11 protein-coding genes are annotated in these 11,923 nt (G+C 64.4%); 1 reads left to right on the top strand and 10 read right to left on the bottom strand.

Annotation, left to right across the window (positions count from 1 at the left end; translation table 11 throughout):
• Positions 1-84 precede the first annotated feature (84 nt).
• The 4 genes from SO156_RS16110 to SO156_RS16095 form a co-directional block, all read right to left on the bottom strand.
• The gene (locus tag SO156_RS16110) at positions 85-1,746 is read right to left on the bottom strand and encodes a thiamine pyrophosphate-binding protein (protein ID WP_498535471.1); all 1,662 of its coding nucleotides are present in this window, start codon (positions 1,744-1,746) and stop codon (positions 85-87) included.
• A 256-nt stretch (positions 1,747-2,002) separates the two neighbouring features.
• Positions 2,003-2,506, bottom strand: coding sequence for a GFA family protein (locus SO156_RS16105; RefSeq protein WP_498535470.1), 504 nt, complete (start codon positions 2,504-2,506; stop codon positions 2,003-2,005).
• A 129-nt stretch (positions 2,507-2,635) separates the two neighbouring features.
• Positions 2,636-3,763: an alkene reductase gene (locus SO156_RS16100; protein ID WP_498535469.1), complete on the bottom strand. Its 1,128-nt coding sequence runs from the start codon at positions 3,761-3,763 to the stop codon at positions 2,636-2,638.
• A gap of 119 nt (positions 3,764-3,882) precedes the next feature.
• Positions 3,883-5,379, bottom strand: coding sequence for an aldehyde dehydrogenase family protein (locus tag SO156_RS16095; RefSeq protein WP_458150446.1), 1,497 nt, complete (start codon positions 5,377-5,379; stop codon positions 3,883-3,885).
• Between the two features lie 199 nt (positions 5,380-5,578).
• Between SO156_RS16095 and SO156_RS16090 the strand changes: the two genes are divergently transcribed.
• Positions 5,579-6,430 (top strand): SDR family NAD(P)-dependent oxidoreductase, encoded by an 852-nt coding sequence (locus SO156_RS16090; RefSeq protein ID WP_498535468.1) that lies wholly within the window; start codon positions 5,579-5,581, stop codon positions 6,428-6,430.
• A gap of 168 nt (positions 6,431-6,598) precedes the next feature.
• On the opposite strand, the gene SO156_RS16085 is transcribed toward SO156_RS16090, so the two are convergent.
• The 6 genes from SO156_RS16085 to SO156_RS16060 all read right to left on the bottom strand — a co-directional run bounded on the left by SO156_RS16085 (position 6,599) and on the right by SO156_RS16060 (position 11,867).
• Positions 6,599-6,805 carry a hypothetical protein gene (locus SO156_RS16085; protein ID WP_458150444.1) on the bottom strand — a complete coding sequence of 69 codons (207 nt, stop codon included), beginning with the start codon at positions 6,803-6,805 and terminating at the stop codon, positions 6,599-6,601.
• 71 nt (positions 6,806-6,876) lie between these two features.
• Positions 6,877-7,290, bottom strand: coding sequence for a Rieske (2Fe-2S) protein (locus SO156_RS16080; protein WP_498535467.1), 414 nt, complete (start codon positions 7,288-7,290; stop codon positions 6,877-6,879).
• A gap of 7 nt (positions 7,291-7,297) precedes the next feature.
• The gene (locus SO156_RS16075) at positions 7,298-8,410 is read right to left on the bottom strand and encodes an amidohydrolase family protein (RefSeq protein WP_498535466.1); all 1,113 of its coding nucleotides are present in this window, start codon (positions 8,408-8,410) and stop codon (positions 7,298-7,300) included.
• A 15-nt stretch (positions 8,411-8,425) separates the two neighbouring features.
• Positions 8,426-9,487 (bottom strand): amidohydrolase family protein, encoded by a 1,062-nt coding sequence (locus SO156_RS16070; RefSeq protein WP_498535465.1) that lies wholly within the window; start codon positions 9,485-9,487, stop codon positions 8,426-8,428.
• A 140-nt stretch (positions 9,488-9,627) separates the two neighbouring features.
• On the bottom strand, positions 9,628-10,845 hold the full coding sequence (locus SO156_RS16065) for a hypothetical protein (protein WP_458150440.1): 1,218 nt from the start codon (positions 10,843-10,845) through the stop codon (positions 9,628-9,630).
• A complete protein-coding gene (locus SO156_RS16060; RefSeq protein WP_458150439.1) occupies positions 10,842-11,867 on the bottom strand; it encodes a hypothetical protein in 1,026 nt (341 codons plus the stop codon). The genes SO156_RS16065 and SO156_RS16060 overlap by 4 nt, the downstream gene beginning before the upstream one ends.
• Between the last annotated feature and the right edge of the window lie 56 nt (positions 11,868-11,923).

Raw genomic sequence — 11,923 nt, 5'->3', positions numbered from 1 at the left:
TATTGTCGCGCATCGAACCCTCCCTGCCGGGCTGGATTCGATCACCGAATTAATGAACATGCACAGCAATGACGGTGATCGCGTTTAGACCTTCCCGTCCACCATCACCTCGATCAGCTTGGTGCCGGGGCGGTTGAACCCGGAGGCGAAGGTTGGCTTCAGCTCCCGGGGATCGCTCACCTTGATCGCCTCACAGCCCAGCGCCCTCGCGATCGCGGCAAAATCCACCGGCGGGTCGACGAAATCCATGCCGACATAATTGTCATCGCCGTGGAAGGCGAGCAGGCGCTGCTTGATGATGCGGTAGCCGCCATTGTTGGCGATCACGATCGTCAGCGGCAGCTTGTGGTGGGCAGCGGTCCAGAGCGACTGGATCGAGTACATCGCGCTGCCATCGCCGGAGAAGCAGACCACCGGCCGCGTTGGGTTTGCGAGGCTCACGCCGACGGAGGCCGGCAGGCCCCAGCCGATGCCACCGGAGGCAAGGCCGTGATAGCCGTAGCGATCGCGATGCGGACGCAGGCTTGCGATCTGGCGGCCGGAGGTGAGGCCTTCGTCGACGAGGATCGCATTGTCGGGCATCGCCTCGACCATTTGCAGCGTTAGCCAGTCAGGGTCGATGGGCGTGCGGTCCCTCGCCTTCGTGATCTGCTCGACCAGCATGGCGCGGCGCGCTGTCCAGTTCTTCGGCGCAAGTTCGGCGAGACGTTCCCTCGCGCGCCGCTCCAGCACGGCGCCGCCCATTTCCTTGAGCACCGGGATCAGCGCGCGCAGCGTTTCCTTCACGTCAGCCTTGAGCGCGATGTCCGCGCCAAAATTCTTGGCGATCTCCCAATCGACGAGGCCGACCTGCACGATCGGGAGTCCATCCGGCAGCGGATCGATCTCGCTATGGACCGACATCCGCAACGGATCGCCGCCCAGCGCGATGAGCAGGTCGTAAGGCGCAAGCGTATCGCGCGCGGCCTTCTGTACGCGCGCCAGCGTGCCCATGAAGCTCGGGCTTTCCGAGAGGAAATGCGCGCCATAGGCCGTGGACGATTGATAGGCGGCCGCGCCCAAGAGTTCCGCCAGCTCGGCCGCTTCCTTCAGCGCATCGCTCTTGACCACCTCGTCCATCGTGACGATGACGGGACGTTCGGCTTCGAGCAGCCGTGCTGCGAATGCCCTCAACGCCTCGTCAGACGGCCTTGCGCGCGCATCGATGCGGGTGGAATGGCCAAGATCAATGCCTGCTTCGCTATTGAGGATATCACTCGGCAGCGAGATGAACACCGGCCCGGTCGGCGGGGTCATCGCGACCTTCGCGGCGCGGCGCACGATGCGCGGCAGGTCTTCCAGCCGCGTCACCTCGACCGCCCATTTCACCAGCGGCTCGGCCATGCGCACCAGCGGACCATAGAGCACCGGCTCCATCAGGCCGTGGCCCTGCTCCTGCTGGCCCGCGGTCAGGATCATCGGCGTGCCCGTGAACTGCGCGTTGTAGAGCGAGCCCATCGCGTTGCCGAGCCCGGGCGCGACATGGACGTTGCAGGCGACGAGTTGTCCGGAGGCGCGGCTGAAGCCGTCGGCGATCGCGACCACCAGGCTTTCCTGCATCGCCATCACATAGGTGAGATCGGGATGGTCCTTCAGCGCATGCATGATCGGCAATTCGGTGGTGCCGGGATTGCCGAACAGATGCGTGATGCCTTCATCCCTGAGCAGCGCAAGAAAGGCGGAGCGGCCGGTGACGCGGTTCTTCATGTTTCCTCCGGGCCTCTCGGACGTTGCCGGAGGACGGGGGCATGATGGCCGAAGTCGAAGCACGCGCGCAAGGAAGCGCAGTCATGGCTGCGTTGCGTGGGGGAATTTGCTCTCGTGTCCCGGACGCGGCGCAGCGCGAAGCGTTGCGACGCAGAGCCGGGACCCATCGCGCACCGACGCCGCTGTTGCATGGACCCCGGCTCAGCAGTGCGGCACTTCGCGCCCCACTGCGTCCGGGGCAAGAGATTGAAGTGAGCTACATCTCCTCGCGGCCAAGCTCGAACGGGTCCTCGCCGCTAGCGCGCTTCTTCTTTTTCGAGCGCTGCCAGACAACGCCGGGGAAACCCTTTAGCGGCACCAGCGGCTCGCCGGTATAGGCCCATTCCTGGAGTTCCTCGATCGCGAGGTGATAGAGCGGCTGGCGGCCGGTACGCTCGTTGAAGAGCGCGCGGGGGATGTTGACCATGTGCGGGCCGCGCGGGCGCTCATAGGCAATCGGCGTGCCGCAATGGGAGCAGAAGCTGCGCGCGGTCTTGGTCGCCTTGTCCTCATAGCGTGTGATCGCGGTCTTTCCCGACATGATGCGGAAACGCTTTTTCCAGCTTCCGACGTACGTTGCATAGGCCGCGCCATGGGCGCGGCGGCTGGCTGCGGAGTGATCGTGCCAGGCCCAGCGCGCGGGAACGTCGATCTCGAAGGTGACCTTGCCGCAGAGGCATTGCCCGCTGGCGGTTCCTGCGGCGACTGCGGCTTTCGCCATGGATGCTTGCTCCTGTCACTCCGGGGCGCGACGAAGTCGCGAGCCCGGAATCCATCGAACGGCATGTTCAAGCGGAAAAATGGATTCCGGGATCGACGCTCCGCGTCGCCCCGGAATGACGAAAGAGGATTACGCCGGCGTCAGCTCGTCATAAGCCGGATAATCCGTATACCCCCTCTCCTCGCCGCCGTAGAACGTCGCGCGGTTGTAGGGTGTGATCGGATAGTCGTGCTGAAGGCGGCGCGGCAGATCGGGGTTGGAGATGAAGATACGACCGAAGGCGATGAGGTCGGCATGGCCGTCGGCGATCGCGGCATTCGCCGTCTCGCCGCTGAATCCGCCTGCGGTCATGAGGACGCCGCTATAGAGCGGACGGAACAGCACCATCGCCGACGGCACGTTCTGCCAGTTGACCTCGGCACGGCCCGAGCCGCTCGAACGCGGCTCGATGAAGTGCAGATAGGCAAGGCCGAGCTTGTCGAGCGCCTTCACGACATGCGTATAGAGCGGCATTGGATCCGGTTCGCCGGAATCATTGGCGATGCCATAGGGCGACAGCCGCACGCCGACGCGGTTCGCGCCCCAGACGTCGATCGCGGCCTGCGTAACCTCGAGCAGCAGGCGCGCGCGGTTCTCGATCGACCCGCCATACTGGTCGGTCCGCTGATTGCTGCGTGACTGCAAAAACTGCTCGAGCAGATAGCCGTTGGCGCCGTGGATCTCGACGCCGTCGAAGCCCGCGGTAAGCGCGTTCTTCGCGGCTTGCCGGAATGCCTCGACGATGCCCTTGACCTCTCCGGTTTCGAGTACGCGCGGCGTCTCATAGTCGGCGATCTTGCCGTCAGCGGTCATCGCTTTCATGCCCTCGGCCTTGATCGGGATAGCGGAAGGCGCAACCGGCAGCTCGCCGCCATGGAACGAGGAATGCGAGACGCGACCGACATGCCAGAGCTGGAGGAAGATGATGCCGCCCTTGGCATGCACGGCATCGACGACCTTGCGCCAGCCGGCCACCTGCGTGTCCGAATAGATGCCGGGCGTGGCCGGATTGCCGCGCCCATGCGAGAGCACGGGCGAGGCTTCGGCGACGATGAGGCCGCCTTGCGTCGCACGCTGGCCGTAATATTCGGCGTTGAGGGTGCGCGGCGCAAAGCTCTCGCGCTCGGCCCGCATGCGCGTCAACGGCGCCATCGCGACACGATGCGCAAGCTTGTAAGGACCGACCTGCAACGGTTGAAACAACGCCGGAAACTTCATGTCTGCCCCAAATGGCTATGGAAGGATACGGATCATATAGCGAGGGGCGGCTACCGGAAAAGGTGCCGCCCCGATAAAGAGAATTTTCCGTCCCGCGAGATGCAAGAGGTAAATGAGCGCTACGCTGTCTTGATCCAGACGGCCTTCACGTTGAGATATTCCTCGACGTGCTGCTTGCCGGATTCGCGGCCATAGCCGCTCATCTTGTAGCCGCCGAAGGGCACGGCCGGGTCCATGGCCTGGTAGCAGTTGACCCACACAGAACCGGCGCGCAGTGACTTTGCAACGTGATGCGCCTTGCTGACGTCGCGGGTCCACAGGCCCGAGCCGAGACCGAACATCGTCGCATTCGCGCGCTTGACGAGCTCGTCCATGTCCTTGAAGGCGATCGCAGAGATCACGGGGCCAAAGATCTCCTCCTGCGCGATGCGCATGTTATCCTGGACGCCTGCGAACACGGTCGGCGAAACGAAGTAGCCCTTGGCAAGCGCGCCCTCAGTCACGCGGCCACCGCCGGCGAGCGCCTTGGCGCCTTCCTTCTGGCCGACATCGAGATAGCCGGTGACGCGCTCGAGCTGCTGTTCGGAGACCAGCGGGCCGATCTGGGTGTTGGGATCAAGACCGTTGCCGACCTGCAGCTTCTTGCCGAACTCGGCGACGCGGCCGACGAACTCGTCGTAGATCGCCTGCTCGACGAACAGCCGCGTGCCGGCGCTGCAGATCTGCCCCGAGTTGGCGAACACCGCCATTGCCGCGCCAGGCACGGCGGCATCGAGATCGGCATCCGCAAACACGATATCCGGCGACTTGCCACCAAGCTCGAGCGAGACGCGCTTCAGGTTGCCGGCCGAGGCGCGGATGATCGACTGGCCCGTGACGTGCGAGCCGGTGAAGGCGACCTTGTCGACATCGTGGTGGGAGGCGAGCGCAGCACCCGCGGTCTCGCCATAGCCCGGCACGACGTTGATGACGCCGGGCGGCACGCCCGCTTCCAGCGCGAGTTCGGCGATGCGCAGCGAGGTCAGCGGCGCCTCTTCCGCGGGCTTCAGCACCACGGTGCAGCCGGTCGCAATCGCCGGCCCGATCTTCCAGATCGTCGCGGTAAACGGGCCGTTCCAGGGAATGATGGCGCCGACGACGCCGACCGGCTCCTTCAGCGTGTAGGAGAAAATCTCACCCGGCAGCGAGTTCTCGATGGTCTCGCCATGGATCGCGGTCGTCTGCCCCGCATAGTAGCGGAGCATGCCGAGCACGCGCAGCTTGTAAGAGCGGGTGCGGCTGACGGGCGCGCCCATGTCGAGCGTATCGAGCTGCGCCAATTCGTCGAAATTCTTCTCGATGAGATCGGCGAGCTTGAGCAGCAGGTTCTGTCGCTCGAACGGCTTGACCTTGCTCCACGGCCCCTCGAAAGCGCGGCGCGCGGCCGCAACCGCACGATCGATGTCCTCCTTGTCGCCCTCGGCGACGGTCGCGAGCAGTTCGCCGGTCGCGGGGTTGCGGGTCTCGAAGCGCTTGCCCGAAGCCGCATCGACCCATTTGCCGTCGATCAGCATCTGCTTGTAGGACCCGTTGGCGAACGGATGGCGCGTGATCGGAATAGCCTGCGACACAGCCATGGCTGCACTCCCTCTGACTGACTTGATTGGGTTCGATCTGGGCGGGATCGTTAGGTCGCATAAAATACAGCGGTGCCGAATCGGCGTAAAGCCGGCGCGGAACGAAGACCTCCCATGCCGACTTGTGCATGGTCGCAAGATTGTCGTGCTATAGGTCGAACCCGCTCTCACCCCGCGCGCTGCGATCCGGAGTATCCTCATGCCGCACCCTGCCCTGTCAGCCAATAACGTTGCCGTGATAACGGGTGGCGCCTCCGGCATCGGTCTCGCCGCCGCGGAACAGTTAGCAAGGCTCGGCATGAAGGTCTGCATCGCCGACGTCGACTCGGTACAGTTGACCCAGGCCGAAACAAAACTGTCATCGATCGCACCCGGCGGCGCCGATCACGTGATGGCGACCGTTGTGGATGTCAGTCGGCCGGACAGCCTGAGGGAACTGGAAGCCGCCGTGCAGAAGCGTTTCGGCGGAACGGACGTGCTGATGAACAATGCCGGCATCCAGCCGGGCAGCACGATGTTCGGCGAGCCCGACACCTGGCAGCGTATCATCGACGTCAACATGTGGGGCATCATCAACGGCGCGCGCCTCTTTGCGCCCAACATGATCGCGCGCGGCAAGGCCGGCCTCATCATCAATACCGGCTCGAAGCAGGGCATCACCACGCCGCCGGGCGATCCCGCCTACAACGTCTCGAAGGCCGGCGTGAAGGCGTTCACCGAAGCACTCCAGCACGAGTTGCGAAACACCAGGGATTGCCGCATCACGGCGCATCTCTTGATCCCCGGGTTCGTCTTCACCGGGCTCACCGCGCGTGGCCGCACCGAGAAACCCGCCGGCGCATGGACGCCGGAACAGACGGTCGGTTTCATGATGACGCGGCTCGAGGCTGGCGACTTCTACATCCTCTGCCCGGACAACGACGTGCCACGCGAGCTCGACGAAAAGCGCATGCTGTGGGCCGCCGGCGACGTCGTCGAGAACCGGCCGCCGCTGTCGCGCTGGCATCCGGACTATGCGGATGCGTTCAAGAGATTTGTTGAGGGCAGATAGTCGTCTTCCCTTCTCCCCATGTGGGAGAAGGTGGCGCGAAGCGCCGGATAAGGGGTTGGTTCCGCGAACTCAATTGAGAGACGAGCGCAGCGGAGAGAGACCCCTCACCCGGCTTCGCTCCGCATAGCCACCATCTCCCGCAAAGGGAGAGGGTGCAGTCGCGAACGCCTACAGCGTCTCTTGCTGCTGCCCGCATTGCTTGCAGGCAAACTTGACGCGGGTCTGGCCCTTGGCGGCCTGCACCCGGTTCGGCGCGCCGCACTTGCCGCAGACCGCCTCGATGCGGGTCGTGCCCTGCTTGACGACGATGTTCTTCTTTTCCATCGTCTCGCGGATCAGGCGCTCGGCCTCCTCGCGCAAGGATTGTTTCGACAATGCTCATCTCCGCCATGAATGCGGGCGAGCCTTATCGCACCTGGGTCGAAACCACAATCCGCAAAGCCGGCTCAAACCTCAACAATCACGTAACTGTCCTCGACATGCACCGGAAAGGTCTCCGCGACATACGGCCCCTTCTGCAACTCCTCACCGCGTTCCACCGCGACCGGATAGGACCGCACCTTCACCCGCGTCGGATCGAACCAGGACTGGCCGTTGCGCATGTCGAATTCCCAGCCGTGCCATGGGCAGCGCAGGAGCTCGCCGATGCGCGAGCGCCGGTAGACGCCGGGCTCTGGTGAAGTGAGACGCGCGACGCAAGCCGCCTTGTCGAGCGGGGCGCCTTCGTGGGGACACCGGTTCAACAGCGCGAAGAACTCGCCATTGACGTGGAACACGACGATGTCGCGGCCCGCGATATCGACGACCTTGTTGCCGCCGGGCGGGATATCCGAGGTGCGGGCGACGATGTGACGGGCCATACCGGTCTCAGAATTTGTAGACCGCGCGGGCGTTCGCGTTGAAGATCTTCTTCCGCTCGACCTCCGTCAGCGGCGTCTTGAAGGCAAAGCGCGGATCGTCAAAATCCCAGTGCGGGTAGTCCGACGAGAACAGCAGGCGATCGATGCCGACCCATTCGATCAGCGAGCGCAGATGCCGCGCCTCGTCCGGCTCGTCGATCGGCTGCGTCGTGAACCAGAAGTACTCGCGCACATATTCCGACGGCCTGCGCTTGAGATGCGGCACCTCGCTGCGGAAGCGTTCAAAGTGCTGGTCCATGCGCCACACCGCCGACGGGATCCAGCCAAAGCCGCCTTCGATGAAGACGATCTTCAGCTTGGGAAACCGTTCCGGCACGCCTTCGATGACCAGGCTTGCAAGCTGCGCCGCGATGGTGTGCGCGTTCGACTGATGCTCTTCGACGTAATAAGACGGCCAGCCGCCGCCGGTCGGCGCGTGCCCGCCATAACCTCCGACATGGATGCCGAGCGGCAAATCGAGTTCTTGTGCACGTTCGTAGATCGGCCAATAGCGACGGCGGCCAAGCGGTTCGTTGGCGCGCGGAGAGACGTTGATCTGGATATACTCTCCGATCTTCGCGCAGCGATCGATTTCGGCGATGGCAAGGTCGGTGCTGTCCTGCCCGACCAGGATCGATGCCTTCAATCGGGGATCGCGATGCGACCAGAAGGCAAGCTGCCAGTCGTTGATGGCGCGCTGGATTGCTGCGCCGAATTCGAGGTTTTGCTGCGAGAAGATGAAAAGATCGAGCACCTGCAGGATTCCGAACTCGACGTCGAGCGGGTCGAGATGCTGCTTTCGCATGAAGGCGAGATCGGAGCCCGGCGGCCCGCCAGTCGGCGGCCAGGCGTCGCGTCGCGCGATCAGAGGGGAGGACCGTGGATAGGGCGTCGTGAAGAGATAGGGCGTGCGCAGATGGCTGCCATATTCCTTGAGGTGCTGCTGCCAGCGTTTCGGCAGGAACTCGTTGAGATCATCCGTCGAGCGAAGGCTGGGATGAACGTCGCAATCGACGATCTTCAGCCGCGCGGCGGCGGACTTTTCTTCCTCGAGCAATGGGCGGTCGATGACGTCACTCATGCGATCCTCCAGCAACTAATTGAGCGACAATCGCGGAAACGTCTCCAGCGGATTGTCGGCGCACATTTTCGAGATGATGCTCTTTGGCAGGTTCGGCGGGATCGGATCGTCGCCGTCGAATTGCCAATGCGGATAATCGGACGCGAACAGGAACATCTTGTCGCAGCCGATCTGGTCAATGATCTCCTGGACGCTTCTGGCATCCGCGGGCGCATCAAACGGCTGCATGGTGACGCGGACATTGTCGCGGATGATCGCGGCCGGCTCGCGCTCGACCCAGGGCACCTCGACCCGCACGCCGCGCCAGGTCTTGTTCGCACGCCACATGAAGGCGGGCAGCCAGCTCACCCCTGATTCCATCAGCACAACCTTGAAATCAGGGAATTTGCCGAATACGCCTTCATAGATCAGGCTGAGGACCTGGGCCTGAAAGGCCTGCGCCTCGACGAAGTAATATTCGTAGCGATGCGACGGCCAGCCGGCCGAGCTCGGCGCGTAGCGATATTGGGTGCCGGCGTGGATCGCGAGCGGCAGGCGGTACTTCTCAGCAAGCCGGTAGACTGGCCAGTAGTGGCGGCGACCGAGCAGCGTCTCGCCCTGCGCCAGCACAAGGATCGACACAAAGCGGTTGTCGCCAGCGCGGCGCTCGATCTCCTCGACCGCCAGATCCGGGGCCTGCATCGGCACCACGATGGATGCCCGCAGGCGCGGATCGCGCGACAGCCACTCGACGGCGATCCAGTCGTTGATCGCCTTGCAGAAGTCCGCAGCCATGTAGGGATCGTAGACGGCCTGCGCGCCATAGAGCACGTTGAGGATCGCGTGGCTGGCGCCAAGCTGATCGAACGCGCCCTTCTGCACCATCGCAAGGTCAGAGCCCGGCTTTGCGCCGCTCGCGGGGCGCCAGTCGGCGCGGCCGGAGAGCGGCATGCTCGGCGGATAGCTGGTGAGATCGAGCCCGTCGATCGCGCGGCTCACCACCTGCTCTTTCCAGTGATCGCTGAGATAGGGCAACAGCGTGGTGCGGGTGCCCCCGACCGCCGGGTGGACATCGCAATCGATCCGCGTCGCCGCCATGGAAGCTTCCTCGGGTCGTTGTCGTCAGCGGCGTTCTTTGCGCCGTCCGGTGCAGAGTGCTCCGGTCGACGCCGGGGCACAAGGGTGCACGCCCGCGCGTTCCGTCATGGCTCGGTTGCATTTCGCAGGCGCGATATGAGCTAGGCGATCATCGAGCCGCGCGGGACATCGTCCGTCATGATCAGGATCCGCTGCACAAGCGCGATCGCGGTCTCGGTGGCGGGATCGTCCGAGATCACGGGAACTGCCAGTACGAGGATATCGACCGGATCGGACGAGAGCACGACGAGGTGCGTCGCGCTGCCTGCGGCCATCAGCGACACCAGACGCTCCACGGCCGGATCGATCGGCGGATGTCCCCAGGGCGCATCCGACCGCCGCAGCACGCGATGTGTCGCGAGGCGGTTGCGCAGCAAGAGCGGATCGTAGGCTGCAAGATCCTCTTCGCGATAGCGCCGTGCGCTCTCGAACAGGGGATGGCGCAGCAGCTCCGCAATCAGCTGACCGCGCGTGGTCGCCGGTGAGATCGCGACCGAGCTCAGCACGCCCGGCGCGCGGGACTCGAGGTAGGCCCGCAGCGTGTCGGTCATCAGGCCGATAGTCAGCACGCCCGATACGGCGATAGCGCAGAAGCGCGCGAGCTGTGCGGCATCCACATCAGGGGCGACGAAGGCTGCGGCGAGCCCAAGCAAAGCGGAAGTCACGAGCCGCAGCATCGTCAAGAGGACGCCATGCCAGCGGGCTTCGCCGCTGCTGCCGGCAATCAGGACCGCCGTAACCACGAGCAAGGCGCCGAGCGCGCCGAGCTTGACAGGCATGTCCGGCATCAGGGCTCTGAAATCGGTGACGATGAAGGGCAGCACGATCACCGCGCCGACCGTCATGCGATCGATGCTGCGGTTCTCGGAGGCTAAAAGCGAATGACGATCGCGATTCGCGAGTAGATAGGCGCAGGCCGCAAAGCCACCCAGTTGAAACAGCGCCAGCGCAACGGCATAGGCGCGGTCGAAATGCCCGAGCCCCAGCGCACCGCCGAGCCCGAGCACGACCGCGATGACGATCACGGCAAGCTTGATGGCACGCGGCGCGTGCCGCCGCAGCATACCCTCGGTCACGATCAGGGCTCCGAAGGGGATCAGGGCGGCGGGGATCACCGAGAGATCATCGAGCAGCGTACTGCCGGTGAGCCAAGCCGTGCTGCGCACCAGGAACAGCAGCGCGACGATGCCGAGCGCGATCACCAGGCGCCGGGTCAGCGGACTGCGCGCATCGCGGCGATGGAGCGCGAGCACTGCGACAAAAAGCCCGATCGCGCCGCAGAGATTGACGATCGCATTGGCGATGACGGTCGACGTCATTGGCCGTTCCCCTGCCGGGGCCGCAGCGTCCCGAAGGCGCGGCTGTCGTCGAGCCAATGCAGCACCGGCAGGACGAGCCGCTGGAGGCCAAGGATCATGGAGGCAACGAACAGACCGGGCAGCGAACGGTGCGGCACCTGCTCGAACAAATAGCTGCGCGCAGCTGCAAGATCGATGCGACCGATCTGCAGGAAGTCGTCGCCGCGATCGTAGTTCAGCTCGCGGGCACAGAACTCGGCATATTGCGCGTCGCGATGTTTTGGTGCCTCGTCGAACGTTTTCTTCAGGGCATCAGAGCCGCCCGTATAGGCGTCGGTGATCACGAAGCGCGCTTCGTCGAAGCCCGCATCGCGCCCGACACCGAACACGGCGCGATGCCGCCGCATGATATCGCGGGCGAGCTGGAGATGAACAAAGCTCTGCCGCGCCTCTGGCCGCGGCGAGGGATAGACGTCGGAGAAGGTCTCGCTCACCATGCCGACCACTGCCGGCACCTGCGTGACGTTGGAGATCCATCGCGGGCGCAGACCGTCGCGTGCAAACAGCACCAGCGTCGTCAAACCGTAGAGCACCCAGGACAGGCCCTGCCCGCGCGCATCGGGATCGACCATGACGAGTCCAAGATGGGTGACATCGGCCGGCGCGCCGTCAAGCTCGACCTGCATCAGTGACAAGGCGTTGAAGGCAATCGGACGTCCACTGCCCTCCTCCGAGACGAGCGTGACGATGGCATGCGCGAGCCGCTCACTGGCGCCTGAGAAGATCCCGTAGGTCAGTTCATCAGCCGGCAAGGTCTTGGCCGCGACCATGCGAAGCTGCGCGACCAGCCGGTCGAGCTCGTCCTGCGGCAGCGATAGCCCTGGGCTTTCGACGATCCGGGTCACCTGGCCCGGATGGGTGCGCAAAGTGAGATCGATGGTCGGCTGGGCAAAGGCCTTGACCCAGAACGCGGCGTAGCTGCGCAGCCGTCCGATCGCCGACCGAACCTGCCTCCAATTTCGCCCGTTCTCAGAAGCCGCCATTGCGCCTGCCCATCTGCGGGATCGTATTTGGCGCGAGGCTATTAAGGAGCGATGAG

This window comes from Bradyrhizobium sp. UFLA05-125, assembly GCF_059803515.1.
This window is presented reverse-complemented; position numbering and strand designations above follow the sequence as displayed.

What these genes read in the sequence shown, in the direction of transcription:
- SO156_RS16070 (WP_498535465.1), bottom strand. Translation starts at nt 9,487, where the DNA reads ATGGCGGCGACGCGGATCGATTGCGATGTCCACCCGGCGGTCGGGGGC.
- SO156_RS16095 (WP_458150446.1), bottom strand. Translation starts at nt 5,379, where the DNA reads ATGGCTGTGTCGCAGGCTATTCCGATCACGCGCCATCCGTTCGCCAAC.
- SO156_RS16075 (WP_498535466.1), bottom strand. Translation starts at nt 8,410, where the DNA reads ATGAGTGACGTCATCGACCGCCCATTGCTCGAGGAAGAAAAGTCCGCC.
- SO156_RS16110 (WP_498535471.1), bottom strand. Translation starts at nt 1,746, where the DNA reads ATGAAGAACCGCGTCACCGGCCGCTCCGCCTTTCTTGCGCTGCTCAGG.
- SO156_RS16090 (WP_498535468.1), top strand. Translation starts at nt 5,579, where the DNA reads ATGCCGCACCCTGCCCTGTCAGCCAATAACGTTGCCGTGATAACGGGT.
- SO156_RS16105 (WP_498535470.1), bottom strand. Translation starts at nt 2,506, where the DNA reads ATGGCGAAAGCCGCAGTCGCCGCAGGAACCGCCAGCGGGCAATGCCTC.
- SO156_RS16080 (WP_498535467.1), bottom strand. Translation starts at nt 7,290, where the DNA reads ATGGCCCGTCACATCGTCGCCCGCACCTCGGATATCCCGCCCGGCGGC.
- SO156_RS16060 (WP_458150439.1), bottom strand. Translation starts at nt 11,867, where the DNA reads ATGGCGGCTTCTGAGAACGGGCGAAATTGGAGGCAGGTTCGGTCGGCG.
- SO156_RS16100 (WP_498535469.1), bottom strand. Translation starts at nt 3,763, where the DNA reads ATGAAGTTTCCGGCGTTGTTTCAACCGTTGCAGGTCGGTCCTTACAAG.
- SO156_RS16065 (WP_458150440.1), bottom strand. Translation starts at nt 10,845, where the DNA reads ATGACGTCGACCGTCATCGCCAATGCGATCGTCAATCTCTGCGGCGCG.